The sequence below is a fragment of the Streptomyces sp. 63XJN7_1_ISO-PGPR-S23-121 genome, from assembly GCF_056173025.1.
The window spans coordinates 3,592,739-3,619,648 of the sequence record NZ_CM149653.1 but is presented as its reverse complement, the minus strand read 5'-3'; the positions used below and the strand labels follow the sequence as shown (position 1 = coordinate 3,619,648).

The 26,910-nt window shown below is 73.1% G+C and carries 26 protein-coding genes and 1 pseudogene; 14 read left to right on the top strand and 13 right to left on the bottom strand.

The window, feature by feature from the left end; translation table 11 throughout:
* Nucleotides 1-55 precede the first annotated feature (55 nt).
* Entirely contained in the window at nt 56-1,540 is a 1,485-nt protein-coding gene (locus AC0VYN_RS15815; RefSeq protein ID WP_475536550.1) for an MFS transporter, read from the bottom strand.
* Between the two features lie 243 nt (nt 1,541-1,783).
* Here AC0VYN_RS15815 and AC0VYN_RS15810 point away from each other — a divergent pair, with 243 nt between their 5' ends.
* The 4 genes from AC0VYN_RS15810 to AC0VYN_RS15795 all read left to right on the top strand — a co-directional run bounded on the left by AC0VYN_RS15810 (nt 1,784) and on the right by AC0VYN_RS15795 (nt 4,745).
* Nucleotides 1,784-2,716, top strand: coding sequence for a helix-turn-helix domain-containing protein (locus AC0VYN_RS15810; protein WP_475536549.1), 933 nt, complete (start codon nt 1,784-1,786; stop codon nt 2,714-2,716).
* A 152-nt stretch (nt 2,717-2,868) separates the two neighbouring features.
* Entirely contained in the window at nt 2,869-3,249 is a 381-nt protein-coding gene (locus AC0VYN_RS15805; RefSeq protein WP_475536548.1) for a VOC family protein, read from the top strand.
* Between the two features lie 135 nt (nt 3,250-3,384).
* Nucleotides 3,385-3,894: a DinB family protein gene (locus tag AC0VYN_RS15800; RefSeq protein WP_475536547.1), complete on the top strand. Its 510-nt coding sequence runs from the start codon at nt 3,385-3,387 to the stop codon at nt 3,892-3,894.
* A gap of 197 nt (nt 3,895-4,091) precedes the next feature.
* Nucleotides 4,092-4,745: a YceI family protein gene (locus tag AC0VYN_RS15795; RefSeq protein ID WP_385472001.1), complete on the top strand. Its 654-nt coding sequence runs from the start codon at nt 4,092-4,094 to the stop codon at nt 4,743-4,745.
* 10 nt (nt 4,746-4,755) lie between these two features.
* Here the strand turns inward: AC0VYN_RS15795 and AC0VYN_RS15790 are convergent, their stop codons facing one another.
* Complete coding sequence (locus AC0VYN_RS15790) at nt 4,756-5,472, bottom strand: SMI1/KNR4 family protein (protein ID WP_475536546.1); 717 nt, start codon at nt 5,470-5,472, stop codon at nt 4,756-4,758.
* A gap of 92 nt (nt 5,473-5,564) precedes the next feature.
* On the opposite strand from AC0VYN_RS15790, the gene AC0VYN_RS15785 reads away from it, so the two are divergent.
* Nucleotides 5,565-6,023 carry a TIGR03618 family F420-dependent PPOX class oxidoreductase gene (locus tag AC0VYN_RS15785; RefSeq protein ID WP_475536545.1) on the top strand — a complete coding sequence of 153 codons (459 nt, stop codon included), beginning with the start codon at nt 5,565-5,567 and terminating at the stop codon, nt 6,021-6,023.
* A gap of 182 nt (nt 6,024-6,205) precedes the next feature.
* On the opposite strand, the gene AC0VYN_RS15780 is transcribed toward AC0VYN_RS15785, so the two are convergent.
* Nucleotides 6,206-6,784, bottom strand: a complete 579-nt coding sequence (locus tag AC0VYN_RS15780) for a helix-turn-helix domain-containing protein (protein ID WP_475536544.1) — start codon at nt 6,782-6,784, stop codon at nt 6,206-6,208.
* Between the two features lie 122 nt (nt 6,785-6,906).
* Here AC0VYN_RS15780 and AC0VYN_RS15775 point away from each other — a divergent pair, with 122 nt between their 5' ends.
* From AC0VYN_RS15775 to AC0VYN_RS15760, 4 genes are all read left to right on the top strand, one after another.
* Nucleotides 6,907-7,743 (top strand): EamA family transporter, encoded by an 837-nt coding sequence (locus AC0VYN_RS15775; protein ID WP_475536543.1) that lies wholly within the window; start codon nt 6,907-6,909, stop codon nt 7,741-7,743.
* A 36-nt stretch (nt 7,744-7,779) separates the two neighbouring features.
* The gene (locus AC0VYN_RS15770; RefSeq protein WP_475536542.1) at nt 7,780-8,427 is read left to right on the top strand and encodes an FMN-binding negative transcriptional regulator; all 648 of its coding nucleotides are present in this window, start codon (nt 7,780-7,782) and stop codon (nt 8,425-8,427) included.
* A 37-nt stretch (nt 8,428-8,464) separates the two neighbouring features.
* Nucleotides 8,465-9,172 carry a B3/B4 domain-containing protein gene (locus AC0VYN_RS15765; protein ID WP_475536541.1) on the top strand — a complete coding sequence of 236 codons (708 nt, stop codon included), beginning with the start codon at nt 8,465-8,467 and terminating at the stop codon, nt 9,170-9,172.
* A gap of 349 nt (nt 9,173-9,521) precedes the next feature.
* A complete protein-coding gene (locus AC0VYN_RS15760; protein WP_475536540.1) occupies nt 9,522-10,718 on the top strand; it encodes a cytochrome P450 family protein in 1,197 nt (398 codons plus the stop codon).
* Between the two features lie 4 nt (nt 10,719-10,722).
* On the opposite strand, the gene AC0VYN_RS15755 is transcribed toward AC0VYN_RS15760, so the two are convergent.
* Entirely contained in the window at nt 10,723-11,541 is an 819-nt protein-coding gene (locus AC0VYN_RS15755; protein WP_475536539.1) for an SAM-dependent methyltransferase, read from the bottom strand.
* Nucleotides 11,542-11,711: 170 nt separating this feature from the next.
* Here AC0VYN_RS15755 and AC0VYN_RS15750 point away from each other — a divergent pair, with 170 nt between their 5' ends.
* A complete protein-coding gene (locus tag AC0VYN_RS15750) occupies nt 11,712-12,014 on the top strand; it encodes a hypothetical protein (RefSeq protein WP_475536538.1) in 303 nt (100 codons plus the stop codon).
* Between the two features lie 138 nt (nt 12,015-12,152).
* The gene (locus AC0VYN_RS15745; protein WP_475536893.1) at nt 12,153-13,241 is read left to right on the top strand and encodes a MerR family transcriptional regulator; all 1,089 of its coding nucleotides are present in this window, start codon (nt 12,153-12,155) and stop codon (nt 13,239-13,241) included.
* A gap of 34 nt (nt 13,242-13,275) precedes the next feature.
* Here AC0VYN_RS15745 and AC0VYN_RS15740 read toward each other — a convergent pair whose 3' ends face one another.
* On the bottom strand, nt 13,276-13,929 hold the full coding sequence (locus tag AC0VYN_RS15740; RefSeq protein ID WP_475536537.1) for a TetR/AcrR family transcriptional regulator: 654 nt from the start codon (nt 13,927-13,929) through the stop codon (nt 13,276-13,278).
* A gap of 88 nt (nt 13,930-14,017) precedes the next feature.
* On the opposite strand from AC0VYN_RS15740, the gene AC0VYN_RS15735 reads away from it, so the two are divergent.
* Nucleotides 14,018-14,950 carry a DMT family transporter gene (locus AC0VYN_RS15735; protein WP_475536536.1) on the top strand — a complete coding sequence of 311 codons (933 nt, stop codon included), beginning with the start codon at nt 14,018-14,020 and terminating at the stop codon, nt 14,948-14,950.
* A gap of 45 nt (nt 14,951-14,995) precedes the next feature.
* On the opposite strand, the gene AC0VYN_RS15730 is transcribed toward AC0VYN_RS15735, so the two are convergent.
* Entirely contained in the window at nt 14,996-15,340 is a 345-nt protein-coding gene (locus tag AC0VYN_RS15730) for an SCO0607 family lipoprotein (protein ID WP_475536535.1), read from the bottom strand.
* 232 nt (nt 15,341-15,572) lie between these two features.
* A pseudogene (locus AC0VYN_RS15725) lies at nt 15,573-16,986 on the bottom strand (aminopeptidase P family protein).
* 166 nt (nt 16,987-17,152) lie between these two features.
* On the opposite strand from AC0VYN_RS15725, the gene AC0VYN_RS15720 reads away from it, so the two are divergent.
* The gene (locus AC0VYN_RS15720; protein WP_475536534.1) at nt 17,153-18,136 is read left to right on the top strand and encodes a LuxR family transcriptional regulator; all 984 of its coding nucleotides are present in this window, start codon (nt 17,153-17,155) and stop codon (nt 18,134-18,136) included.
* 34 nt (nt 18,137-18,170) lie between these two features.
* Here the strand turns inward: AC0VYN_RS15720 and AC0VYN_RS15715 are convergent, their stop codons facing one another.
* Both AC0VYN_RS15715 and AC0VYN_RS15710 read right to left on the bottom strand, forming a co-directional pair.
* Nucleotides 18,171-18,641: an N-acetyltransferase family protein gene (locus AC0VYN_RS15715; protein ID WP_475536533.1), complete on the bottom strand. Its 471-nt coding sequence runs from the start codon at nt 18,639-18,641 to the stop codon at nt 18,171-18,173.
* 91 nt (nt 18,642-18,732) lie between these two features.
* Nucleotides 18,733-19,179 (bottom strand): ribosomal maturation YjgA family protein, encoded by a 447-nt coding sequence (locus AC0VYN_RS15710; protein WP_475536892.1) that lies wholly within the window; start codon nt 19,177-19,179, stop codon nt 18,733-18,735.
* A 123-nt stretch (nt 19,180-19,302) separates the two neighbouring features.
* Between AC0VYN_RS15710 and AC0VYN_RS15705 the strand changes: the two genes are divergently transcribed.
* Nucleotides 19,303-19,866, top strand: coding sequence for a hypothetical protein (locus AC0VYN_RS15705; protein WP_475536532.1), 564 nt, complete (start codon nt 19,303-19,305; stop codon nt 19,864-19,866).
* A 67-nt stretch (nt 19,867-19,933) separates the two neighbouring features.
* On the opposite strand, the gene AC0VYN_RS15700 is transcribed toward AC0VYN_RS15705, so the two are convergent.
* The 4 genes from AC0VYN_RS15700 to AC0VYN_RS15685 all read right to left on the bottom strand — a co-directional run bounded on the left by AC0VYN_RS15700 (nt 19,934) and on the right by AC0VYN_RS15685 (nt 26,701).
* Entirely contained in the window at nt 19,934-22,795 is a 2,862-nt protein-coding gene (locus tag AC0VYN_RS15700) for an FAD-binding and (Fe-S)-binding domain-containing protein (RefSeq protein ID WP_475536531.1), read from the bottom strand.
* 18 nt (nt 22,796-22,813) lie between these two features.
* Complete coding sequence (locus AC0VYN_RS15695) at nt 22,814-24,001, bottom strand: anhydro-N-acetylmuramic acid kinase (RefSeq protein WP_475536530.1); 1,188 nt, start codon at nt 23,999-24,001, stop codon at nt 22,814-22,816.
* Between the two features lie 133 nt (nt 24,002-24,134).
* The gene (locus tag AC0VYN_RS15690) at nt 24,135-25,691 is read right to left on the bottom strand and encodes a sodium:solute symporter (RefSeq protein ID WP_475536529.1); all 1,557 of its coding nucleotides are present in this window, start codon (nt 25,689-25,691) and stop codon (nt 24,135-24,137) included.
* Nucleotides 25,692-25,699: 8 nt separating this feature from the next.
* A complete protein-coding gene (locus AC0VYN_RS15685) occupies nt 25,700-26,701 on the bottom strand; it encodes an N-acetylglucosamine kinase (RefSeq protein WP_475536528.1) in 1,002 nt (333 codons plus the stop codon).
* Between the last annotated feature and the right edge of the window lie 209 nt (nt 26,702-26,910).

Genomic DNA, 26,910 nt, shown 5'->3' with positions numbered 1-26,910 from the left:
TGCGAGGCGGGCCGGCCGGCGCCGTCCATCGGGCGGGCCGGCCCGGCCCGGGGCGTCACCCGCGCGGGAGCAGGACGCGGGCGAGGCCGGCGGTGACCAGGAGCAGGGCGGCGACGGCCAGCAGGCCCAGACGCATGCCCGGCAGGGAGAAGCCTCCGTCGGAGCCGGCGAGCGCGCTGCCGAACAGAGCGACGGCGAGCGCGCCGCCGGCCTGGCGGGAGGCGTTGAGCAGGCCAGACGCGATCCCCGCGCGCCGGCTCGGCACGGCCTCCATCAGCTGTGCCGTCAGCGCCGGAACCGCGAGCGCCCCGCCCACGCTCAGCGGCACCAGCAGGACCAGCACCAGCCACAGGGGCGTGTCCGCGGCCAGCGCCAGCATGGCGACCATGGCCGCGCCGAACAGCACCTGCCCGGTGACGATCACCGCCCGCCGGCCGATGCGCTCCGCGAGCCGCGGTGACACCAGGTTGGTCGCCGTCACCAGCGCCGACATCGGGACGAACATCAGACCGGCGGCGATCCCCGACATGCCGCGCAGCTGCTGGTAGTACAGCCCCAGGACGAAGATCCCGCCGTAGAAGGCGGCGTTGAGGGCGAAGCCGACCGCCAGAGCGGGCGCCACCCGGCGGTCGCGCAGCATGCCCAGCGGGACCATGGGGTGCTCGTGCCGGGCCTCCACCCGGTGGAAGGCGTACGCGGAGACGGCGGCGAGCGCGGCGGCGGCCAGGACCGGTGCGCTGGTCCAGCCGAGGTGACCGCCCTCGATCGCGGCGAACACCAGGGCGGCCAGCGCCAGTACGGCGGTGAGCTGGCCGGCGCCGTCCAGCGGGGCGGGCCGCCGCGGGGAGCGCTCCACCCGCACCAGCAGGCCCAGGATCACCGCACCCACCGGCAGGTTGAGCAGGAACACCGACCGCCAGCCGGCCCCTTCGGTGAGCAGCCCGCCCAGCACCGGACCCGCGGCCATCGCCACCGATCCGCCGACCGTCCACAGCGCGATGGCACGAGCACGCGCCCGGGCGTCCTCGTAGGCGTGGCGGATCAGCGCCAGCGAGGCCGGCATCACCACCGCGGCGGCGACGCCCTGGACCACGCGCGCACCGATCAGCACGCCGATGCCGGGCGCGAGGGCGCAGCCGAGGGAGGAGAGGGTGAACAGGGCGACGCCCCAGGCGTAGGCGCGGCGGGCGCCGGCCCGGTCGGCGAAGGAGCCGGCGGAGAGCATCAGGGCCGCGAACATCAGGGTGTACGCGTCGACCACCCACTGCAGTCCGGCCATTCCCCCGCTGAGGGAGCTCCGGATCGCGGGCAGCGCGATGTTGACGGCCGAGACGTCGACGGTGATCACCGTGAAGCCGAGCAGCGCCGCGACGAGGGCCGTCGCGTTCCGCCTCGGCGCGGCGGAGCCGCCCGCGGGCGCCTCGGCCGGCCTGCTCCGGGCCGGCCGTCGTCGCCGGCGTGCGCGCGGCGACGGCTCCCCCGCGCCGCTGGGCGCGGCGGCCTCGGACGGGGTGGTGGACGGTGACGAGGTGAGAGGCACGGCGGGCTCCTGGAACAGGCGACGGACCCGCTCCCAGGGGGGCGGGTGAGCGGGCGGTCCCGTTCCGCCGGGCCGCGGTCCGGCGTCGTGCGCCCCCTGGGTCCCGGCGGCCGGGCCGCCCGCTCCGGCACCGACTCTGCCCGGGCGCGGCCCGGTCGGGCAGACCGCGCCGTGCCCGGGGTGCGGCGTTCCAGGTCCTGGCAGGGCCCCTCACGCTCGGCGACGGCCTGCCACAATGGGCGGATGGCAGCGACAGGGGACACGCGCGGCACCGAACTGGGGCGCTATCTGAAGGCCCGCAGGGCGCAGGTGCGCCCGGAGGACGTCGGACTGCCGGCCGGTGCGGGACTGCGCCGTACTCCCGGGCTGCGCCGCGAGGAGCTGGCCGCGCTGGCGGGGGTGAGCGTCGACTACTACATCCGTCTGGAGCGCGGCCGGGAGACCAACCCCTCCCCCGCGGTCGTGGACGCCCTCGGCCGCGCGCTGAGGCTGCGCGGCGACGGTTACGAGCGTCTGCACGAGCTGGCGGAGCTGGCCTCCGGCCGTCCCTCCGAGCTGCCCGCGTCCTCCGACCACGGTGTCCGTGACTCGGTCCTGCGCATGCTGGAGTCGGTGCGCCCGCTGCCCGCCTACGTGGTGAGCCGCTACAACCGCGTGCTGGCGGCGAATCCGCCCGGGCGGCGGCTGTTGCCTGGGCTCTGGGACTGGCCGGAGGAGCAGCGGAACCTGACGCGCTATCTCTTCCTCCACCCGGTCGGGCGGATCCTCTACGACCCCTGGGAGGACACCGTCGCCCGCTCGGTCGCCCATCTGCGGGCAGTGGCCGGAACCGCCCCGGACGACCCCGAACTGACGGCACTGGCCGGTGAACTGGTGTTGAAGTCGCCCGAGTTCGCGAAGCTCTGGGAACGGTACGACGTCTGCGAACGAGGCGGCGGGCAGAAGTCGTTCCGGCACCCGAAGGCGGGGGCGATGACCCTGACCTACGAGGTCATGCAGCTGGCCCGCACGGGCGGTCAGCGGATGGTGGTCTATCAGGCGGTGCCCGGAACACCGGACGAGGCGAACATGCTCCGCCTGGACCGGGCGCAGGCCCAAGAGGAGCCGGCACCCCCGGGACGCCCGGGACCGGCCGACGAGGTCTTCTCCCCCGCCGGCCCCGTCCTCACCGGCTGAGCCGGCCGCGACACCGCTGCGCCCGGACCCGGAACCACTTCACCCGGGCTCACCCCGTCCGGTACGGTCGCGGGATTGTCTCGACCGCTGGGAGCCCGTGACCTGTACGTGTGGCCTCCCCGCCGGCTGTCCGACCGAAAGCAGGTTTCGTCATGGCGTGTCGTATCAGTGAGCTCGTCCTCGGATGCCGGGATCCGGAGCTGCTGGCGCGGTTCTGGTGCGAGGTCCTGGACTTCGTCGTGCTGGACCGCGAGGGCGACGACATGTTCGAGATCGGTCCGCGCGAGGGGTTCGGCGGCCCGCAGCCGACGATCATCCTGAGCCGCCGGGACGAGCCCGAGAAGGGGAAGTCCCGGCTGCACATCGACGTCAACGCCACCGACCGCGACCAGGACGCCGAGCTGGAACGCCTGTTGAAGCTGGGCGCGCGCCCGGCCGACATCGGTCAGACGGGCGAGGAGCAGTGGCACGTCCTGGCCGATCCCGAGGGCAACGAGTTCTGCCTGCTCAAGGCCCGCCTCTTCCCGCTCTGACGGTGTGCCGGCCATGCCCTGGCCCCTGATCGGCGAAGCGCCTTACCGAAGCCGCGACCGGTGCCCCTGCCGGTCGCGGCTTCGAGGTCCGGCCGGTACCGCGGGAGAGACACCGAGCGGCCTATCGTTACCGTCATGGCCTTCGACTCGACGACTGAACCGACCGTCTTCCACGCCGCGTTCCGCGAGCAGTTCGAGACGTTCCTCGATGAGCACCGGACCGCGCTGCACGACACGCTGAACGGCCTGACGGAGGAGCAGGCGCGCCGGTCGCTGGTCACCTCCAAGACCACACTGCTGGGCCTCGTCAAGCACGCCACGTTCGTGGAGAAGGTCTGGTTCGACGAGGCGATCACATGCCGGCCCCGCAGCGAGATCGGCATCCCGGAGACGCCGGACGAGTCGTTCGATCTTCACGACGGCGACACGATCGCCTCCGTCCAGCACGCCTACCGAGAGGCGTGTGCGGCGTCCCGGCGCGCCACGGCGGAGCTGACGCTGGACGACCTCGCACACGGCAACTGCCGAGGCCCGCTGCCGCTGCGCTGGATCTACCTGCACCTGCTGCGCGAGGTGGCCCAGCACTGCGGCCACGCGGACATCCTGCGCGAACAGGTCCTCGACGGCCCGGCCCGCCCCCGCTGAGGGCCGGCCACGGGGCTTCCGTCGAGCGTGTCGCTCCGCCCGGGCACCGGCTGCACCTGTGATGCGATCATGTCGATTCTGTGTACCTTTGCAGCCGACACCATGGAGGCCGGACAAGGCCTCCCATCTCTCCACGTGATTTCCGGCGACTCCGTGATAGCACCAAGTGATCACTTCCGAGAGGGGCCTACGATCTCATGGGTATCTTCAACCGTCGGCAGTCCACCATGGTCGAACCCGTGCCGACCGTCCGCTCCGGTGCGCACGTCGCGGAGGGCGGGCCCACGGGTGTCGCGCTCGACCCGGCGCTGCGGTCCCTGACCGGGCACTGGACCATCGACCGCCCGCACAGCCGCATCGGATTCTCCGTACGGCACGCCATGGTCACGACGGTGCGCGGGGCCTTCACCGACTTCGACAGCACCCTGTACTTCGACGGGGCCCGGCCCTCCGAGTCACGGGCCGACCTCGTCATCCGGGTCGGCAGTGTCGACACGGGCGTGGAACAGCGGGACGCGCACCTCGTGGGTACCGACTTCTTCGACGCACGCCGCTACCCGGAGATGGTGTTCCGCAGCACCTCCACCACGCACGAGGGCGGAGAGACCTTCCTGATGACGGGAGACCTGACCATCCGTGGTGTCACCCGGCCCGTCGACCTCCAACTCGACTATCTGGGCTCCGTGGTGGACCCGTTCGGCTTCGAACGGGTCGGGTTCGACGGCACCACCACCATCGACCGCACCGAGTGGGGCCTGGTCTACAACCAGCGCCTGAAGGCGGGCGGCACGATGGTGAGCGAGAAGGTCCGGCTCCAGTTCGACATCTCCGCGATCCGGTCCACGGCCTGATCCTCCGCGCTCACGTGGGTCGGACGAGGCCTCCTTCGGGGACCCACGTCCAGGCGTCACCCCATTCGTCGAGGGGAGCGACGTCCTCGTCCGGCCAGCCGAGCGCGCCGCAGGCGTGCAGGGCGGGCCGGTAACCGAACGCCGTGCCGCCGCTGTCGAGCGCGGACGCGATCTGCTCGACGTAGTCGACCAGGGTGCCGAACCCGAACTCCACGTGCCCCGCGTCGCCCCATGCCCCGATCTGCCCGTCCCGGGGATCGAGGAAGAAGCCGGACATGGAGGCGTCGAGGGTGTCGGCGGCGAAGGGGATGAGCCGGTTGAACTCCTCCTCGATGCCCTGATGCACCGGATACTGCATCGTCACCTCGTCGAGGGGAAACCAGGCGAAGCCGGTGTGGATGCCGGGTCCGGGCAGGAAGAGCGCGGCGGCCCACTGCGCCTCCCAGGCGCGGGAGGCGTCGTCGTCCGGTGCGGGCAGCGGGCCCTGGGCGTGCGGATGCTCCCCGAACCGGTCCTGGTCGTACCCCCGGCTGCCGTCGTGCAGCAGGTGGAGCGCCGCGAGGGCCGGGGGGAGGGAGAAGCCCATCGTGGCCTCCCAGCGCTCGATCCGGTCCGGCCCGGCGGGTGGGTTGAGCATGGCGTGCGAAGCGGGAGCGTGGCGGCTCATCCACGCCTCTATCCGCTTCCACGCCCGCTGTACGCGAATGAATTCCTCGCTGCTGGTCACGCCGAGGAGCGTAACGACGAGCCGGGCCCTCGAAGCCACTTGGTGCACGACGTCGCCGAAGTCACTGGGCGGCCCAGGACGTTGAGATCGTCATGACTCAAGGACCCGCGCCCCGCCCCCTGTCCGACGAAGCGCTCTCGGCCCTGCTCGGCAGGCAGCGGTTCGGCACGCTCGCCACGGTCAAGCGCAGTGGCCACCCCCATCTGACCGCCATGGTGTACAGCTGGGACCCCGAAGCCCGGATCGTACGGTTCTCCACGACGGCCGACCGGGTCAAGGTCGGGCACCTGCGGCGCAATCCCCGGGTGGCCCCGCACGTGCAGGGCGGCGACGTGTGGTCGTTCGCCGTCGCCGAGGGCGAGGCCGAGGTCTCCGGGATCACGACGGCACCCGGTGACGTGGTGGGGCGGGAACTGCTCGGGATGATCCCGGAGGACGCGAGGCCCGAGGACGAGGAGGCGTTCCTCGGACAGCTCGTCGCCGAGCGCCGGGTGGTCGTCCGGCTGAAGGTGGACCGGCTGTACGGGACCGCACTCGACATCGACGGCTAGGGTCTGTCGTTTGGATCAGGCCGGCTGGGACGGACGGCGCGTCCCGGCCGACCCGAGCGGGGTGTGGTGCGTGCAGCTGCAAGGCGGAGGAGGGCGCCAGGGCGGAGCCCTGGCAACCGACGACAACGCGGCAGATGTGCGTGCCACACCCCGCGACGCCGACATGATCCAAACGAGAGGCCCTAGGAGGCGGGCCCGGGCGGCAGGTGCACGGTCATGATCAGGTGGCAGGCCTCGTCGCCCGCGCCGCGGTAGGTGTGGGGGGCGTCACCGTCGAAGGTGGCGGTCTGTCCGGCCCGGACAGGGTGCTCGGCGCCGTCGACGACAAGGATCATCCGCCCCGAGGTCACACTGACCGTTTCGACGACTCCGGCCTGGTGGGGATGGCTGGGGTACTCCTCGCCCGGCTGGAGGCGCCAGCGCCAGACCTCGACCGGGGCGGGGCCCGACGTCGTCAGCATCAGCCGGGCCTCGCTTCCCCGCTCCCCGGCCCACAGCGGCATCACGGTGTCGGCGGACACCACACGGACACGCCCTTCGGGCGGCCCCTCCATCAGGGCGGACACCGAGACGCCGAGGGTGTCGGCCAGCCGGACCAGGGTGGCGAAGTTCGGATTGCCCTGGGCCCTCTCCAGACCGACCAGAGCCCCCTTGCTGACCTTGGCGCGCCTGCCGAGTTCGTCCAGGGACAGGCCGGCACGGGTGCGGGCGACCCTGACGTTGTGCGCGAGCGCGCGGAGAGCCGCCTCTGTTTCGGCCATCCGATTCCCCTCCCGGTGAGTGGATCCATTCCATTGCACCGCCCGGTCGTTTGGTTGACAAGGGACGGTCGTTTCATTGTACGGTCTGGTCGTTCCACCGAATCAGTTAGGGATGTACGTCCGTGATCGCTCTGCTGTTGGCCCTGGGCAGCTCCCTCTCCTACGGCTGTGCCGACTTCCTCGGCGGCCTCGGCGCCCGCAGGGCCCACGTCCTGCGTACCGTCGTCGTGGCGGCGCCCGCCTCCCTCGTGGTCGAGCTGCTGCTCTGGCCCGTCCTCGGCGCCTCGTTCGGCACCGGGGCACTCGCCTGGGGGGCCGCGTCCGGCGTCGCCTCGGCCGCGGCCTTCGCCCTGCTCTACCGAACCCTGGCGATCGGCCCGATGAACGTCCTCTCGCCGGTCACCGCACTGGTATCCGCCATGCTCCCGGTCGGCGTCGGCCTCCTGCAGGGCGAGCGCCTCGGCCTCGCCGGGCTGCTGGGCCTGCCGCTCGCGCTGGTCGCCGTGGTGCTGGTCAGTGCCGGACACGGCGCCGGGGCGGCCCGGCCGTCGCGCACCGCACTGCTTCTGGCCCTCGGCGCGGGCGCCGCGATCGCGTTGCAACTCGTCTTCCTGCACCAGGCGCCGTCCGACAGCGGCGTCGCACCGCTCATCATCGGCCGTGCCGTCTCCTCGGCCGTCACCCTGGCCGCGGCCGGACTGATGTTCCGCAGACTCGGCCCGGAGAAGCCCGCGTACGCGGTGTCGGCCGCCGCGGGCGTGCTGGACTCGGTGGCGAACCTGCTGTTCCTGCTCGCCGTCCGCGGCGGGGACCTCGCCGTCGCCGCCGTCGTCACCGCGCTCTACCCGGCCGGTACCGTGCTGCTCGCCCGCGGCGTCCTCGCCGAACGCGTCCACCGCGGCCAGCTCGCCGGTTTGGGAACCGCCGCCGTGGCCGTCAGCCTCCTCGCCCTCACCTGACCCGCGCCCTCACCACCGCCGCGCAAGGAGTACCGCATGTTCATCCAGCCCTGGGACGCCGGCCTGGACGAAGCCGAGTGGCAGACCTGGATCGCCGACGGACACGACTTCGGCGTCCTCACCGTCAACGGCCTGCCCGGCGAGCCTCCCGTCGCCGTCCCCACGCACTTCACCGGCGGCCCCGGTCACCTGCTGATCCACCTCGCCCGGCCGAATCCCGCCTGGAAGGCGATCGAGAACGACCCGAACGTCCTGTTCACCGTCTTCGGCGACTACGCCTTCGTCCCCGGCCCCTGGCGTGCCAAGCCGGACACACCACCCACCGACGGCGTCCCCACCAGCTACTACACCGCCGTCCAGTTCACCTGCCGCGCCACGGTCGTCGACGACCCGGAGGCCAAGGCCGAGCTGCTGCGACGCCAGATGGCCCACTTCCAGCCCGACGGCGACCACGCCCCCCTGGCCGTCGGCCGGCCCCCGTACGGCCGGATGCTGTCCGGCATCCGCGGCCTGCGCCTCGAAGTGACCGACGTCCGGGCGAAGTTCAAGTACGACGACCACAAGCCCGTCGAACACCGCGCCGCCGTCGCCGATCACCTCACGGAACGCGGCCAGGGCCTCGACCTCGCCACCGCGGCCCAGCAGCGCCGCCGCCTGAGCCGCGTCGGCCCCTGGACGTCCTGACCACCGACCCGCACGCCCGCACGAAGGAACGCCTGCCATGACCACCTTCCGCATCTCCCCCGCCGTCGCCGACGCCTTCCCCGGCACCCTCGTCGCCCTGGTCACCGCCGACGGTCTGCGCGGCCGCGAACCCTGGCCCGACACCACCGCCGCCCTGGAGGCACTGGAACAGCAGCTCGCCGACGGCGCCTGGCAGCCGGCCGACGAGACCGACCCCCGCATCGAGGCCTGGCACACCGCCTACCGCTCGTTCGGCACCAATCCCCGTCGCGTCCGCCCCAGCGTCGACGCCCTGGGCCGCCGCATGGCCAAGAAGAGCACCCTGCCGCGCATCAACCCGGCGGTCGACTCGTACAACGCCGTCTCCGTGCGCCACGGCCTGCCCGCCGGCGCCTTCGACCTCGAGCACGTCGCCGGCGACGTCGAGATCCGGTACGCGGACGGAACCGAGGAGTTCACTCCCCTCGGCGAACCCGACACCGTCGAGAACCCGAGGCCGGGCGAGGTCGTCTACGCCGACACCACCGGCGTCCTCACCCGTCACTGGAATCACCGCGACGCCCACCGCACCCGCGTCACCGAGGACTCCGTCCGTGTCGCGTTCGTCCTCGAGACCCTGCGCGCCGCCCAGGACGGCCACCTCCTCAAGGCGGCGGCCGAAGAACTGTACGGGCTGCTCGTCCCGCACGCCGACCGGACCCGGGTGCTCCACCTCGACCGGGAGCGGCCCGGGGCCACCGTCTGAGTCCCGGTAGACCCGGCGTGCCGTCCCACACCGCTCCCGCGGACGCCCGCGGCGTTCAGGGCCGCGAGGTGGCCACCGAGGACGTTGCCGAGACCAGACCCGTGCGCCACGGGTTGCCGGTCGGGGCGGGGACGACCGCGGCCCTCGGCACCGCCCGGTCGCGCCGGCTCTGCCGGTCTCGCCCATGCCTCTTCGTTGGCCGAAAAGCGGGTGGGTGCGGTGACTGCGGGAGTTACAGTCGGCGGGCAGTGGTTGCCCGTCGGCGGGTCGGCGGCTCCTCGCGGGAGCCGTGCGTCATGCCCCGTCGGCCACCGTCGTGAACCGTGAGCCGTCGTAGAGGTGGTAGCCCATGAGCATCGTCGACCTGGCCGCACTCGGTGACTCCTTCACACGCGATCCGTACCCCGTGTACGCGCGCTTACGGGCGCAGGGTCCCGTGCACCGCATCCGGATGCCGGAGGGGAACGCGGACGCCTGGCTGGTCGTCGGCCACGAGGCCGGGCGCGCCGCGCTCGCGGAGCCGACGCTCTCGAAGGACTGGAGCAAGGCGTCCCCCTCGTTCCCGCTCGGTGCCATCTCCTCCGGCCCCCACATGCTCAGGGCCGACCCACCGGACCACACGCGGCTGCGCAGGCTGGTCGCCCGGGAGTTCACCGCCCGCCGGGTGGAGTCTCTCGCCCCGCGCATCCAGAAGACCACCGACGCGCTCCTGGACCGGATGCTCGCCGCGCCCGACGGTCGCGCCGACCTCGTCGAGTCCCTGTCCTTCCCGCTGCCCATCTCCGTCATCTGCGAACTCCTCGGCGTTCCGGACCTCGACCGGGGCTCCTTCCGCACCTGGTCGAACGACGCCCTCGGCGCCACCGACCCCGAAGCCCGTAAGGCGGCCGCGGCGTCCATGGCGCGGTACCTGGAGGAACTGCTCGCGGACAAGCGTCGGCAGCCGGGCGACGACCTCATGAGCGCGCTGATCCACGGAGCGGACGGAGACGGCGACCGGCTCTCCCCCGACGAACTCCTGGGCATGGCGTGGCTGTTGCTGGTGGCGGGCCACGAGACCACCGTGAACCTCATCTCCAACGGGGTCCTCGCCCTGCTCACCCACCCAGAACAACTGGCGGCGCTGCGCGCGGACCTGACGCTCATCGACTCCGCCGTCGAGGAGATGCTCCGCTACGACGGTCCCGTGGAGACCCCCACGTACCGGTTCACCACCGAGCCGCTGACCATCGGCGACACGGTCGTTCCCGGGGGCGGCGAGCTCGTCCTGGTGGCCTTGGCCGACGCCGGCCGCGACCCGGCGCGCTTCCCCGCTCCCGAGCGCTTCGACATCACCCGTGACGCCCGCGGCCACGTGGCGTTCGGCCACGGCATCCACTACTGCCTGGGCGCGCCGCTGGCGCGTCTGGAGGCACGCATCGCCATCAGGACGCTCCTGGAGCGCTGCGAGAACCTGGAACTGGACATCCACCCGGCTGCCGTCGCCTGGCGTCCGGGGCTGATGATCCGCGGTCCCCGGCGTCTGCCCGTGCGCTTCACCGCGTAGACGGCTACGCCTTGCGGGCCAGTCCCGCGACGATCAGGCGCTCCCAGACGGTGAGCTCCCGCTCACCGTCCCCGCCCCGGGCTCCGCCACCCGCGTCGGGGCGCCAGACGGGCGCCGGAACGACTCCCGGATCCAGGATGTCCAGGCCGTCCAGGAGGGACTCGATCTCCTCGTCGGTCCGCCACCGGCCCCGGCCGAACGTCTTCTGGAGTACTTTCTCGGCCTCCGCGGTCTCCGGGTTGTTGCCGGAACGGAAGTGGCTGACGAAGAAGTGGCTTCCGGACGCTACGTGATCGCGCCAGTGGCGGACGATTCCGGCGGGGTCCTCCTCGTCGTTCACATGGTGGAGAACGGCGCTGAAGACGACGGCGACGGGACGGTCGAAGTCGATCAGGGCGAGGGTGTCCGGGTGGGTGCGTATGCCCTGCGGATCACGCACGTCGACCGAGACGACCCGCGTACGGTCGTTCTCCTCCAACAGGGCCCGGCCGTGCACCAGTACCTGCGGATCGGTGTCGACGTACACCACGCGGGACTCGGGGGCGTGCCGCTGCGCGACCTGGTGCACGTTGTCGGCGGTCGGGAGGCCGCTGCCGAGGTCGATGAACTGCCGTACCCCGGTGGTCGTCACGATCTCCCGCACCGCCCGCGTCAGGGCCGCACGGTTGGCGAAGGCGATCGCCACCGAACCGGGGAGGTCGCGTTTGAACACGTCTCCGATCTCCCGGTCCACGGCGTAGTTGTCCTTGCCGCCGAGCAGGTAGTCGTAGACGCGGGCGATGCTGGGTTCGGCCCGGTTGATGGAGGAACGCTCTCCCGTCATGGCACGCATCCTCCCCCGCGACGACGCCTCCCCGCCACCACTTCGGGATTCCGGCCGCGCGGCTCGCGGGGACACGGCCCGTGTATCGCGCGTCGGGCCGGGTAGGCGCCACAACCGGATCACATGATTCCGGTTGTGAGCCAGTCGTCGCGTGAAGCGGGAGGAACATCATGAACAAGCCGATGCGGCACGTCGTGACCACGGGGATCGCCGCCATGGGGATCGGAGGCGCCCTGCTGGCCGGCGGAGGCCCGGCGGCGGCCGCGGCCCCGCACCACCGTGGTCATTCCGACCGTCCCGCCACGGCGACCGCGGGGCCACAGCACGCCCAGAGGTCCGCCTCCCACCGGCGCGTCGACCCGTGGATCATGGACCAGCTGCGCCAGTTCGATCCGGCGGCCGCCCATCGGCTCGCGGTGTACGACCCCTGGGTGAAGGACCAGCTGGCACAGTTCGCCGGGCAGGCCGGCTGAGTCTGCGTCCCGGGCGGGAGCCGGTGCCGCTCCCCGGAGCCGCGGCCCGGGAGCGGCACCGGCGGCGCAGTGCTTGACCCTGACGTGGCGTGAGGCCGCATGGTCGGTGGTGTGGAAGAACACCTGACCGTGGGACGCGTGGCCGGGCTGACCGGCGTGAGCGTCCGCACTCTGCATCACTACGACGAGATCGGCCTCGTGCGTCCGTCCGCCCGGACCGCCGCCGGTTACCGAACCTACTCGGCGGGCGACGTGGAGCGGCTGCGGGAGGTGCTCACCTACCGGCGGCTGGGCTTCGGGCTGCGCGACATCGCGCTCCTGGTCGACGACCCGGCCACCGACGCGGTCGCGCACCTGCACCGCCTGCGCGGTCTGCTGCTGGAACAGCGCGACCGCGCCGGCGCCATGGTGACGGCCATCGACAGGGAACTGGAGGCACGGTCCATGGGGATCAGGACGACACCCGAGGAGCAGCTGAAGGTGTTCGGCGCGCGGCTGTACGAGGCGATCGGGTCCGCCTATCCGGCGACGCGGCGCACCGAGCCGCGGATCGCCGCGAGGGTCTGGGAAGCGCTCGGGGACGCACGGACGGTGCTGAACGTCGGCGCCGGCACCGGCTCCTACGAGCCTCCGGACCGCGACGTGACCGCGGTGGAACCGTCGGCGGTCATGCGGGCGCTGCGGCCCGCGGGCGCGGCACCGTGTGTGGCCGCCGCGGCGGAGAGCCTTCCGTTCGAGGACCAGTCCTTCGACGCGGCGATGGCCTTCAGCACCGTGCACCACTGGGACGATCCGATCGCCGGGCTGCGCGAGATGCGCCGCGTCGCCCGACGCGTGGTGGTGTTCACGCACGACGCCGGCGACACCGGCTGGCGCCTCCGGTTCTGGCTGACCCGCGACTACCTGCCCGAGGTCGCCGGCGTCGTCGCCGACCGCCCATCGGTGGACGAGCTGGCCCGCGAGGTCGGGGCCCGCCTGGAGCCCGTACTGATCCCGTGGGACTGTGCGGACGGTTTCCTCGAGGCCTACTGGCGCCGGCCCGAGGCGTATCTGGAGGAACACGTACGCCGCGCGGTGTCGGTATGGACCCGGGTCGGGCCGAAGGCCGAGCAGCGGGCCGTACGCGGCCTCCGCGACGACCTCTCCTCGGGCCGGTGGGCCGAACGCAACCGCGACCTCGCCGCCCTCGACTCGGCGGAGCTCGGCCTCCGCCTGCTCGTGGCCTGAACCGTCCCGCCCGGGAAGGCCGCGCGGGTACGCCTCACCGCGCGGCCGGACCGGGTGGCACCGGACTCACCGGGCCCGGCGCGTCCGGCCCGGTCGCCGCCGCCTCCGGCAGCAGTTCCCGCACGCGGTCCTGAGCCTCTCCGAACGGGTCGGGGAAGACCCCCATGCCGTGCGCGACCAGCGCCCCCTCGTGCAGCAGCATCAGCGCCCGGGCCAGCCGGTCCGCGCCGGCCTCGTCGATCTCCCCGGCGAGGCGGGTGAAGAGGTCGAGCATCCACCGCTTCTGCCCGGCGATGACCACGTACGCCGGATGCGCCGCGTCGCCGATCTCCGCATGGGCGTTGATCATGCTGCACCCCCGGGACCCGTGTTCCGCCGCCCATGCGCGCGAGGCCTCGAAGACGGCCAGGATCCGGACGGCCGGCTCCCGCCCCGCGACCGCGTCCAGACGGCCGGCGAGGAGGTCCCGCCAGCGGTCGTCGCGGCCGGCCAGATACTCCACGACGATCTGCTCCTTCGAGCCGAAGCGGTCGTACAGCGTCTTCTTGGTCACCCCGGCCTCGGCGGCGATGAGGTCCACGCCGACGGCATGGATGCCGCGCTCGTAGAACAGCCGCTCGGCGGCCTCCAGCACGCGGAGCGCCCCGGACGTCATGCGGACGCGGTGCGGCTTCTCCCTGGGCTCCATGAGTCACGAGTATACCGGTCTGTATAGTGGGCACCCGAGCGAGTAAACCGATCTGTATACCTCGATCCGCCCACGGGATGTGGTCCACGTGCACGCCCTGCTCTCGGCCGCCTTCGTACTGAGCTGGAGTTCCGGGTTCATCGGCGCCCGACTCGGCGCGGGAACCGCGGACGCGACCACGCTCCTGATGTGGCGCTTCCTGCCGCTCGCGCTGGTCCTCGTCGCCGTCGCGCCCTTCTCGCGCGCGGCGTGGCGGGGCCTGCGGCTCCGGGACGCCGGCCGGCAGGTCGCCATCGGCGCGCTGTCGCAGAGCGGGTATCTGCTCAGCGTCTACTACGCCATCCAGCTCGGTGTCTCCACCGGCACCACCGCCCTGATCGACGGCGTCCAGCCCCTCGTCGCCGGCGCGCTGGCCGGGCCCCTGCTGCGGCAGTACGTATCGCGCCGGCAGTGGGCCGGGCTGTGGCTGGGGCTGGCCGGAGTCGCCACGGTCACCCTGGCCGACGCGGCGGCGACGGGCGCGGAGGTCGCCCCGTGGGCGTACGCGGTCCCCTTCCTCGGCATGCTGTCCCTGGTGGCGGCCACCTTCCTGGAGGGCCGCGCCCCTGTGCCGGTCTCACCCCGGGCGGCACTGACGCTCCACTGCGCGACCAGCGCCGTCCTCTTCTCCGCACTGGCGGTGGGCGCCGGGGCGGCCGTGCCGCCCGCCGACTCGTCGTTCTGGGTGGCGACCGCCTGGCTCGTGGTGCTGCCCACCTTCGGCGGGTACGGGCTGTACTGGCTGATCCTGCGCCGGTCCGGTATCACCGCGGTCAACACCCTCATGTTCCTCATGGCCCCGGTCACGGCCGTGTGGGGCGCCCTCATGTTCGGTGAGCCCTTCGGTGTGCAGACCGCCGTGGGCCTGGCCGTCTGCCTCGCGGCCGTGGTCGTCGTCCGCAGCGGGGACGGCGCGCACCCGGACCGCCCCACCCGGCCCGCCGAGGACCAGCGGGAAGCCTCCCCCGCCGGAACGCGTTGACCACCCGCGCGACCGGCCGGTCCGGGCGATCCGGCGAACGCGGGCTCAGCCGCCCTCGGGGGCGTCCACGACGGCGCCGCTCCCGTCGATCATGTGGGTGCGCCAGTACACGTCCCACTTGTCGTCCACGTGCTTCGGCACCTTGCCCTCGGGGTAGCGCGTGTAGCCCTGGGGCGGCCGCTCGCCGTCCGGGGCGCACGCGGAGCCGGTGCCGCCGACCGACGTGACCGGGTACTCGCCGTCGCTGCATATGGCCTCCCGGTACTCCAGTGAGCATCCGGTGAGCGCCAGAGCCGCCGAGGCGCACCCGAGAGCGGCGGCGGCCGCGACGCGGACGACGCCGCGCCGTGCACGGTCGGTGGGCCGGCCGGTCCTGCTGTTCCTGTGCACGAGGTCTCCCAGCGTAGGCGGACAGGTCTCCACCTTCGCCGACGCCCGGTGGCCGGTCCTGAGTACGGGTACTCAGCGCGCGCGCTCGCCGCTACTCACCGGCGTCCGCCGGGCGTGCCGGGCGGCCTGTCAAGGGTCCGGAGCGAACCCGAGTACGGGACCCCCCGCAGTGGTCCCGCACCGCGGGACCGGCAGGCTCGCCGACCTCGGCCGCCGCCGCGGGCGCCGGTGGTCAGCCGGCGAGGCGTGCCATCCATGCCTCGATCTCGTCCGCGGAGCGCGGCAGGCCCGCCGACAGGTTCTCGTGGCCGTCGTCGGTGACGACGAGGTCGTCCTCGATCCGGACGCCGATGCCTCGCCAGTCCTCGGGCACCGTCAGGTCGTCCGCCTGGAAGTACAGGCCCGGTTCGACGGTCAGGCACATACCGGGCTCCAGCACGCCGTCCACGTAGTCCTCCGTGCGGGCCCGCGCGCAGTCGTGGACGTCCAGGCCCAGCATGTGACCGGTGCCGGCCATGGTGAAGCGGCGCTGAAGTCCGAGCTCGTACGCCCGGTCGACGGGGCCCTCGATGAAGCCCCACTCGACGAGCCGTGCCGTCAGGTGGCGCTGGGCCGCCTCGTGGAAGCCGCGGTACGGGGCGCCCGGCTCGACCGCCGCCATGCCGGCCTCCTGGGCCTCGTACACCGCGTCGTGGATCTCGCGCTGCCGGGGCGTGAACGTGCCGCTGATCGGCAGTGTGCGGGTGACGTCGGCGGTGTAGAGGGAGCGCGTCTCCACGCCGGCGTCGAGCAGCAGCAGGTCTCCCGGGCGGACCGGGCCGTCGTTGTCCGTCCAGTGCATGATCGTGGCGTGTTCGCCCGCGGCGCAGATGGATCCGTAGCCGACCGCGTTGCCCTCGAGGCGCGCGCGGCGGAAGAAGGTGCCCTCGATCCAGCGCTCCGACGAGGCGATCGCCCGGGAGAAGCTCCCCGACGACGTCGGTGAAGCCGCGCACGGTGGAGTCCACCGCCTTGCGCAGTTCCCCGATCTCCCAGGCGTCCTTGACGAGGCGGAGGTCGCCGAGCGCGTCCTCCAGTTCGGCGTCCCGCTCCTCGTCGGTGGTGACGGCGGCCTCGAGGGCGGGGTCGATCCCCCGGACGATCCGGGTCCGCGGGCCGGAGGTGGCGGCCAGGTCGGCGGCGGCGGTGCGGACGTCGCGGCACGGCAGGCCGAGGACGCGCTCCGACTCGGCGAGCGAGCGGCGCCGGCCGGTCCACAGCTCGGCGTGGGCGCCGGTCCAGAACTCGTCGTCCTCCCTGCTGTCGCGCGGCAGTTGGTAGCAGTAGGCGTCGTGGCCGCCGTCCGCCCGGGGTTCGAGGACGAGTGCGCCGTCCCGGACCTGGTCGCCGGTCATGTGCACGTAGCCGGTGTACGGGCGGAAGGGGTAGGTGTCGTCGTTCGAGCGGACCTTGAGGTTGCCCGAGGGGATCACGAGGCGTTCGCCGGGGAACCGTGCGGAGAGCGCGGCACGGCGGCGGGCCGCGTGTGGAGCCTGCTCGGCCGGCTGGAGGTCGTGTCGTTCCGTGTCCGCCCAGCCCGTCCGCATCAGGGCGGACAACTCCGCGGAGATGACCGGGTAGAGGCTGTTCTTCCGACGGTTCGCCACGTCATGCACCTTCCGTTGGGCGTCCATGGGGCTGCCACGAGGTTCGTCCCCCCCTCGGCCGAGGGGCGGCATCCGGACGGTACCGGCCCGCGGCGGCCGTCGGTGCCCGGGCGTGCCAGTGGCACTGATCGGCCATGGACCGCCCGTGGGCACGGATAATCGCCCCATGACGAACGCGAGACTCGGCGATGCCCTGCGGATGATGGGGCTCGACGACACGACGTGCCAGGTCTACCTGGCCCTGCTGGAGGTGGCCCCCGCTCCGCTGGACGCGGTGGGCGCGGCGGCCGGGCTGGGCGGGGCGGACCTCGCCGCGGCGTACGGCGGACTGGTGGACGCCGGCCTGGCCAGTGCCTCGGCCGGGGACGGGGACGTGGTGGCCCCGGTGCCGCCCGCGGCGGGCCTGGAGATCCTCGCCCGGCACCGGGCGGCCGAGCTGGAGGAGTCCCGGATCGCGGTCGGGGGCGCCTTCGAGTCGTTCCGGCGCCGGCGGCTCGCCGCCTACAACGACAACCTCGTCGAGGTCGTCACCGGGGAGGACATCGCTCCGCGGATGCGTCATGCGTGGGCGAGCGCCCGTGAGCAGATCCGCCAGTTCGAGTCCCCTCCGTACGTGCCCCTGGCCACGGTGACCGACGACGCGCTGGCCACGCTGGCGCGCGGAGTGAAGCAGCGCGTCGTCTACTCGCGGGAGTCGCTGGAGTACCCCGGCCATCTGAAGAACGTGGTCGAACCCTGCATCGAGGCGGGCGAGGAGGCCAGAGTCCTGCCGTCGGTGCCGGTGAAGCTCCTGATCATCGACGAGGCGTACGCGCTGGTGTCGTTGTCGATCAAGGAAGCGGACGTGCACAACACCATGCTGGTGGTGCAGCCCTGCGGCCTGCTGTCCGCGCTGACGGCCCTGTTCGAGCAGGCCTGGCACAGCGCCCTGCCCGTCCACGGCCGCACCGCCCGCCCCGCCGGGCTCCCGCCGGCCGACCGCCGTCTGCTGCGCCTGCTGGCCGGCGGGGCGACGGACGAGGTGATCGCCCGCGAACTGGGCATCAGCCGCCGCACGTTGTTCCGCCGCCTCCAGATCCTGATGACCCGGCTCGGCGCCGCGAACCGCTTCCAGATGGCCCTGCAGGCCCAGCGCTCGGGCTGGCTGTGACCCGCGACCGTTCGCCCGGGCGGCTCGGCGTCCCTCAGGGCTCCCGCTTCCCGGGGCGCCACACGTACCGGACGTCCGGCTCCCGTTCCTCGTTGCGCCGGCCGTCGGTGCACTCGGCGGCGACGAAGCCGTGCCTCTCGTAGAAGCGACGCGCCGGCCCGTTGACCTGGAACGTCCACAGCACCAGCCCCGCCGGCCGACGCCGCTTCGCCAGGTCCACGAGGCGGTCGCCGATGCCCCGGCCCCGCCAGGGCGGATCGAGATAGAGCTGGTCCAGGTCCTCGCCGTCCAGCACCATCATCGCGACCACCGAGTCGTCCACCGTCGCCACCCATGTCTCCTGCTCGGGCACGACCACCTCCCGGAACCAGGACCGGACCCGGTCGTCCGAATGGGCCCGGCGCACGCCGGGAAGTGCCGCCGCGAAGGAACGCAGCCAGACGTCGGCCACCGCGGCGGCGTCGGAGTCGGCCGCACGGCGGACGACGAAGTCATTGATCTCCACAGCGACGCATGCTCGCAGAGAACACCACGCATCCGCACGCGAGTTCATCGCGAGGCCCGGGCCCGGCACCCACGCCGGTGGAGCCATGGGGTCAGAGGCGACGGCGTGACGCCGGCCCCGTCGCGGGCCCGGCACCGCGTACCCGGGCCGTGACGAGGCATCCGGCCGCCGCTCCGACCGCGTACCAGAGCAGGTCCGGTGCGTTGAAGGTGGAACCGAGGACCAGGCGGGCCGGCGTGCTCCGCCGGGAGAGCGCCGCAGGCAGGTCGGTGAGCTGGAGGAACTCGACGCCCCAACTCACGGACAGGGCGATCACGCCGGCCTTCCACGGTGTCACCCGCGGCGCGGCCAGGACGACGAGGGCGAAGACGAGCAGGGTGTAGAGGGCGTCACCGCCGTACTTGGCCACCGCTCCCTCCGACACCGCCCGGAGCCCCGTCCCGGCACCGACGGTCAACGCCGCGGCCACCGCCGCCGCAAGCCGTGCGCGGACCGGATCGCCGCCGGGGCGGGCACGGGTGCGGGAGGTCGGAGCCATGAGGTCATTCTGCTGGACCACGACGCCCTCTGGCGTACGCGCGTAGACCTCGGGCACCATCGTCGTGCACCGCGTGCTCAACCAGCCCACAGGCAGCATGACGCTCTGCATGGAGGTTCCTTCATGAAGTCTCCGACGGTCCCCATCGGTACTCCCGCGGCGGCGAGGAGAACCCCGCGCACGAGAGGCACACGCATCCGGTCGGTCGTCACGGCTCTCGCCCTCGTGGCCGCACCCGGCGCCGTCGTCGTCGGCAGCGCCGGTGACGCGTTCGCCGTGACCAGGATCAGTCACGCCACCGCGACGTCGATGTTCCGCGACGTCGGGATCACCTGGTCGTCCTCCGGCAATTGCTCCAACCGCAACAACTCGACCTGTACGTCCTTCGACCAGCTCAACCTGACCACCGCCCAGGGTGCCCAGACCCTGAAGCGGGCCAGCGGGTGCGCGCTGAACATCACGGGCGGGACCGAGACCGGACACGCCTCCGGCACCTACTCGCACTGGAACGGCTACAAGCTGGACTTCAGCAAGTACACCTGCGTCGGCTCCTACATCAAGAACACCTTCACCTACATCGGCCTGCGGGGCGACGGCGCCGCGCAGTGGCGGTCCGGCTCCGGCAACGTCTACGCGGACGAGGGCAACCACTGGGACGTCACGTACTACAACTGCGGCGGCTGCTGAGCCCCGGCCGTGCGGGGCGGGACACGCGCGACGACGCCCGACGGGCACGCGCGTGTCCCCGGGCCGTTCACGAGGTCGCCGCGTCGAGGATCTCGAGCACGTGCCGATAGGGGCGCCCGGTGGCGCGGGTCATCCCCATCTCGCAGGTGCGGTTGCAGGACGCGTAGGCGTCGTGGCCGCGCCCGGTGATCTCGGCCGCCTGTGCCGCGGTCGCGGCGGCGGTGATCTCCGGGTGCAGCAGACCGCGGTCACCGGCGAACGCGCAACAGCCCCAGGAGTCGGGCACGGTGACCTCGTCGCTGACGGCGGCGGCCACGGTGCGCAGGGCGTCGTCGATGCCCAGGTGCACGGTGGAGCAGGTCGGATGCAGGGCGAGGCTCCCGATCCGGCGGGGTGCGGGCAGTGCGGGAAGCAGGTGCTCGGCGGTGAAGACGACGCTGTCGACGAAGCGCAGCGCCGTGAAGCGGGCACGCTCGGACTCGCCCAGTGCGTCCGCGAGTTGGGACAGACCGTGGGTGCACGAGGAGGCGTCGCAGACCACCGGGAGCCGGCCGCGGCCGGTGGCCCGCCACAGGACCTCCAGGGTGCGTGCGGCCATCGTGCGGTGTCCGGCGGTATACCCCTTGGACTGCCAGGGCGTGCCGCAGCACAGGTCCGCCAGCCCCTGCGGCACGGCGACGGGGACCCCGGCCCGGTCGCACAGCCGCAGGAAGGCCGCCGCCGAACCGCCCGCACCGTCGGGGGCCTCCTCCGGGGCGAAGACGCTGCCGATGCAGGCGGCGAAGAACACCGCCCGCGCTCCGGCGGGGTGTCGGGGGGCGGGGCGGGCCGGACCACCGCGGGGGATGTCGCCGGTCCAGGCGGGCACCAGCTCCGCCGCCCCGAGCCGGCGGGCGGCGCCGGTGGCGGCGCGCACGGCGGACGCGGGCGCGGCGTGGGCGGTGTTCAGCGCCAGCCGTACTCCCTTGACGGCACTCCCCCACCGCCGGGCGACGGCGTCCCCGGTGCGCCGGGACAGGGCGCCGTGGCGCTCACCGCGCAGCCGCTTCATGAGGGCCCCGGTGTCGATGACGACCGGGCAGGCGGTGACGCAGAGGCTGTCGGCGGCGCAGCTGTCGACGGCGGCGTAGCCGTAGTCGGCTTCCAGGGCACGCCGACGCTCCTCGTCCCCGTCGGCGGCGGCCAGGGCGATCTCGCGCTGGAGGACGATGCGCTGCCGGGGCGTGGTGGTCGCGTCCGCCGTGGGGCAGACCGGTTCGCAGTAGCCGCACTCGACGCAGGCGTCGACGGCCGGATCGACCTCCGGAACGCTCTTGAGGTTGCGCAGGTGGGCGGCGGGGTCGTCCTCGAGGAGCACGCCGGGGCTGAGTACCCCGTGCGGGTCGCACAGCCGTTTCAGTTCCCGCATGACGTCGTACAGTTCGTCGCCGTACTGGCGGCGGACGAAGGGTGCCATGGCCCGTCCGGTGCCGTGCTCGGCCTTCAGGGTGCCGCCGGCGTCGAGGACGAGGTCGACCATGGCGTCGGTGAAGCGGGCGTAGCGCTCGGTCTCCGCGGGGGTGTCGAAGTCCTGCGTCAGCATGAAGTGGAGGTTGCCGTCGCGGGCGTGGCCGAAGATCACCGCGTCCTGGTAGCCGTGCCGGTCGAAGAGGCCGGTCAGCCCCTCACAGGTGCGGGTCAGCCGTTCCATGGGGACGGCGATGTCCTCCAGCAGCGCGGTGGTTCCGGGGCGGCGCGCTCCGGCCACGGCGGTGTAGAGGCCCTTGCGCAGGTGCCAGAGCCGGGCCCGGACCGCGGGGTCGCGTACGAGAGTGGTGGGGCCGACGGCGGGCAGCCGGTCCAGCACCGGCCGCGCGGCCGCCGTCCGCTCCTGGAGCAGCGCGGCGCTGTCCTCGGCGAACTCCACCAGCAGTGCCGCGTGCCGCTCCACGCGCAGCCCGCGCAGGGCGTCCACCGGCTCCGGGGAGCGCTGCGCCACGCGCAGGGAGGCGGCGTCGAGGAGTTCGGCGGTGCGGGCGCCGGCGGCCAGCAGCGCGGGCAGTGCGTCGGTGGCCTCGGCGAGGCCCGGCAGCACCAGCAGGCCGGTCGCGGCGTGCGGCAGCAGGGGCACCGTGCGGAAGACGGCCTCCCCGACGAAGCCGAGGGTGCCTTCGCTGCCGATCATCAGATGGGCGAGGATGTCGGCCGGTGCGGTGTGGTCGAGGAACGCGTTGAGGCCGTAGCCCATGGTGTTCTTCAGGGAGAAGAGCCGCTCGACCGTGGCGCGGGAGGCCGGTGAGTCGCGTACCCGGTCGCGCAGGCGCAGGAGCCCGGCGTGCAGCGCGGGTTCGCGGGCGCGCAGGGCCTGGTCCGCGTCGGCGGCCGCGGTGTCGACGACGGTGCCGGAGGGCAGGACGAACTGCAGGGACTGCATGGTCCGGTAGGCGTTGTCCCGGGTGCCGCAGTTCATGCCGCTGGAGTTGTTGGCGACCAGCCCGCCGATGGTGCAGGCCGACTCGCTCGCCGGGTCCGGGCCGAGCCGGCGCCCGTACCGGGCGAGCCGCGCGTTGGCCTGACGTACCGTCAGTCCGGGTTGCAGCCTGATGCGCAGACCGTCGTCCAGGACTTCGGCGGAGCGCCAGTGGCTGCGTACGTCCACGAGGACGCCGTCGCCGCCCGCCTGCCCGGACAGGCTGGTGCCTCCCGACCTCAGGGTCAGGGGCAGTCCCGCGGCGCGTGCCCCGGCCATCAGCGCGCCCACCTCGGCGGCGGTCGCGGCGCGCACGACGGCCCGGGGCGTGAGCAGGTAGGGCGAGGCGTCGTGGGCGGACGCGACGCGGCGGGGCAGGTCGACGGTCACCCGGGCCGGGTCGCCGACGCAGCCGGCCAGCAGCGCGGCCAGGTCGGAGGGGTGCCCGGCGGCGGAGGGTGGGGCGGCGGTGGTGGGCATGGCTCCTCGGTGGGCTGGTCAGCGGGCGGGGCGGTCCGGATCGGTGATCCGCAGCAGGCGTGGCGCCCGTTCGGCGGGTTCGGGCAGGCGCAGCGGGGACCGTCCGGGGGTGATGCTGCCCAGGAGGGTGGCCCGGCGGGCGCCGGTGCCCGAGGGGAGGGTGCCGGGCAGGCCGTGGACGGTGAGGAAGCCGAGGACGGCGAAGGCCAGGGCCTCCTTGGCATCGGAGGGCATCCCCAGGGCGTCACTGGGGCGCAGTGGCACACCGGACAGCTCGTCGGCGAGCATGCGCATCAGCACGGGGTTGCGGGTGCCGCCGCCGGAGACGACGAGTTCGGTGACCCGGTGGTCGCGGCAGGCGCCGGCGACGGTGACGGCGGTGAGCCGGGTCAGGGTGGCGAGGACGTCGTCGGCCTCGGGAGTGGGCGCCTGCTCCAGGGCCCGTCGCAGGTAGGGCAGGTGGAAGTGCTCCTTGCCGGTGCTCTTCGGGGCGGGCCTCGCGTAGTACGGGTCGTCGAGCAGGGCGCGCAGCAGTGCGGGGCTGGTGCGGCCGGCGGCGGCGCGGCGGCCGTCCTCGTCGTAGGCCGCGGCGCCGTCCGTGTAGTGCCGTACGGCCGCGTCCAGCAGGGCGTTGGCGGGGCCGGTGTCGAAGGCGAGCGGCTCGGCGCCGGGCGCGACGACGGTGATGTTGGCGATGCCGCCGAGGTTGAGGGCCGCGGGTGTGCCGGGCAGCGCGCGCAGCAGCATGGTGTCCGTCATGCCGACCAGCGGGGCTCCCTGGCCGCCCGCGGCGACGTCCCGGCTGCGCAGGTCGGAGACGACCGGGAGTCCGGTGGCCTCGGCGATCCAGGCCGGTTGGCCGAGTTGCAATGTGCCGCGAACGGTGCCGTCCTCGACCCAGTGGTGGATGGTCTGGCCGTGCGAGACGACCAGGTCTGCGGCGCCGTCGCACAGTTCCCCGAGGGCTCGCCCGGCGGCCTCGGCGAAGGCCTGCCCCACGCCGGTGTCCAGCGCGCACACGGCCTGCGTGGTCGTGGTGGCCGGCGGCAGGGTGGCGGAGATCAGGCCCCGCAGCTCGGCCGGGTAGGGGACGGAGAGGTGTCCCAGGTGGCGCAGGCGCAGGGTGTCGCCGTCCAGGGCGAGGTCCGCGGCGGCGGCCTCGATGGCGTCGTAGGAGGTGCCCGACATCAGGCCGATCACGCGCACGACGCCTCCCGGCGCGTGGTGCGGCCCGGGGCCGGGGTCTGCTGTGGCTGCGGCATGGCTGCTCCAGGGATGGTCTCGGCAGGGTACGGGGCCGGGGCCCTGTCGGGCCCCGGCGCGGCGGTGCGGGCGAACCTCACTTCCGGACGGCGGCCGTCCCGGTGCGGTCCGGATCGGTGCCCTCGACGCCTTCGGCGGCCTTCGGGGCGCTGTGGAAGAGGCTCATCAGGGCGCCGACGGCCAGGGTGACCAGGACGCCGATCGGCACCAGCCACTGCGCGGCGATGCCCGTGGGCACGGTGGCGCCCGCGACGGTGACGTCGATCTTCACCCCGCGCACGAGGTACGTCATGACGGCGATGGTCACGAGGAACGCCACGACGGAGTCGGTCTCGTTGGCCCGCCGGACGAGACGGCCGAGCAGGAACGCGCCCAGCAACGCGCCGTAGGTGTAGCCGGCGATGGTGAGGCCGGTGAGATAGACGTTGCCGGTGCTGGTGCTGAAGGCACAGGCGAAGACGGCCATCAGCACCGCCCACACGAGGGTCATCACGCGGGCGATCCTGAGCAGGAAGTCCTCGGACGGTGTGCTGCGGAAGAAGCTGTGGATGATGTCGGCGACCGTCGAGTTGGACATGGAGTTCAGGGCGGAGGACAGGGAGCCCATCGCGGCGCCGAGGATGCCGGCGACGAGCAGTCCGGAGATCACCACGGGCAGCCCGTGCAGGATGAACTGCGGGTAGAGGTTGTCCGTGCTGCTCAGGCCGAGTTCCTCGATGCCGCGGCCCTCGTTGTAGGACCACAGGAGTGCCCCGACGAGGGAGAACGCGGCGAACTGGACGGTGACGAAGACACCCGAGGCGATCATGGCCTTCTGGCCGTCGCGCAGCGAGCGGGTGGACAGCACGCGCTGGACCATCAGCTGGTCGGAGCCGTGGCTGGCCATGGCGAAGATGGCGCCGCCGATGATCGCGGTCGGCAGGGCGAACGGGCTGGTGAGGATGTGCGCCGGGTCGAAGTCGGTGTCGAACAGCTGGAACTTGCCCGCGCGCAGGGCCTGGGAGAAGCCGTCGCCGCCGACGTGGGCGGACAGGACGCCGATGGCGAGGAGGGCGCCGCCCACGTACAGGACCATCTGGATGGTGTCGGTCCAGATGACCGCCTTGATGCCGCCGAGGTAGGTGTAGAGCACGGTGACCGCGGTGACGGCGATGATGATGACGCGGTAGCTCGTGTGCACGCCGAACTCGTCGAGCAGCAGCTTGATCGGGATGGCGGAGGCGAACAGCCGTACGCCCTCGGCGAGGAGCCGGGTGAAGACGAATGTCACCGAGGCGAGCCCCTGCAGCTTCAGCCCGAAGCGGCTGCCCAGGTACTGGTAGGCGCTGACGAATCCGCCGCGCTTGTACAGGGGGATCAGCACGGCGGCCACGACGACGCGGCCGATGACGTAGCCGAGGGCGAGCTCGACGTTGCCGAAGGCCTGACCGCTGTACGCGCCGCCGGGCACGCTGATGACGGTGAGCACGCTGGTCTCGGTGGCCACCACGGAGAAGGCCACGGTCCACCACGGCATGTGCCCTTCACCGACGAAGTAGTCCTTGGAGGTCTTCTGCCGGCCGGCCAGTCGCAGGCCGATCCAGGCGATCGCCACGAGGTAGACGACGATCACCACGAGGTCGAGTTGACGCACGCTCACTCCTAAGCAACGGCCGGCGGCGTCGCCGGCCGGGTGGGGACGGTGGGGGGTGCCGTCGACCGCCCGGCACGGACGACGTGGGGTTCGTGGGGAGCCGAGGGGTTCAGTGCCAGCAGGCGTGCCCCGTCCAGCGGGTCTCCGAGCGGGGTCCGGGGCAGCAGGGGCACCGGGGCGTCGGCGAGGGACGCCCGCAGCGGGCCGAGGAGCACGTCGCCGAGGCCGGTGAGTCCGCCGGTCAGGGCGACGGGCAGACCGTGGGTGCCGCCGGTCCGGCGGGCCGCGGTGAGGACGGTCCCGGTCAGTGCGGCGGCGGCCCGGCGCACGATGCCGGCGGCGGCGCCGTCCCCCGCGGCCGCGGCGCGCGCGACCTCCGGCGCGAAGGACGCGGCGGTGCGTGCCGGGTTGCCGTCCCGGTCGAGGGCGACGGGCAGCCGGTCCGGGGCGCCGAACCGACCCACGGCGGCGTCCAGCAGCGCGGTGGCCGGTCCGCGCCCGTCGTGGGCGCGCAGTGCGGCCCGCAGTCCGGCGGCGCCGATCCAGGCACCGCTGCCCTCGTCACCGAGCCACGGGCCCCAGCCGTCCACGCGGGCGAAGGTTCCATCCGCGCCGATGCCCACGGCGACGGAGCCCGTACCGATCGCGAGCACCACGCCCGGGTGCCCGCCGAGGGCGCCGGCGTGGCCGGTGACGGCGTCGCTGGTGACGGCGACCTCGGGCACGGGCAGGTCCGCCAGGAGCTGCCCGGCGAGCGCCCGGGCGGCCTCCGGTGCGGAGGCGGCTCCCGCCGCGCCCACGCAGAGCGCCACGGGCCGGAGCGCGGACCGCCGTTCGAGCAGCGGCAGCACGGCGGCGCACACGGCGGCCCGGGCCGCGGTCACTCCGTCGCGGGTGGCGAGCCCGGGGGCGCCGGGCACGTCATGGGTCTCGTGGACGGGGCCGGTGTCGTCCCACAGCACCGCTCGGCAACCGGTCTTGCCCAGGTCCACCGCCACTGCTGATGTCATACAGCACGCCTTCGTGTCCAGGGATCCGTCGCGTCGGCCCGTCACCGTGCGGCCCAGGAGGCCGGTGACGGTTGCGGATCACGGTCCAGCGAGTATCGGAACGCCGACATCCGCATGTCAATAAGTAACGCGGATTGATTTCCTCCGTAACTTTTTGACGTACCGCGGGGGTGTGGCTACTGTGTCGCCACCAACCCAGGAGGGAACGG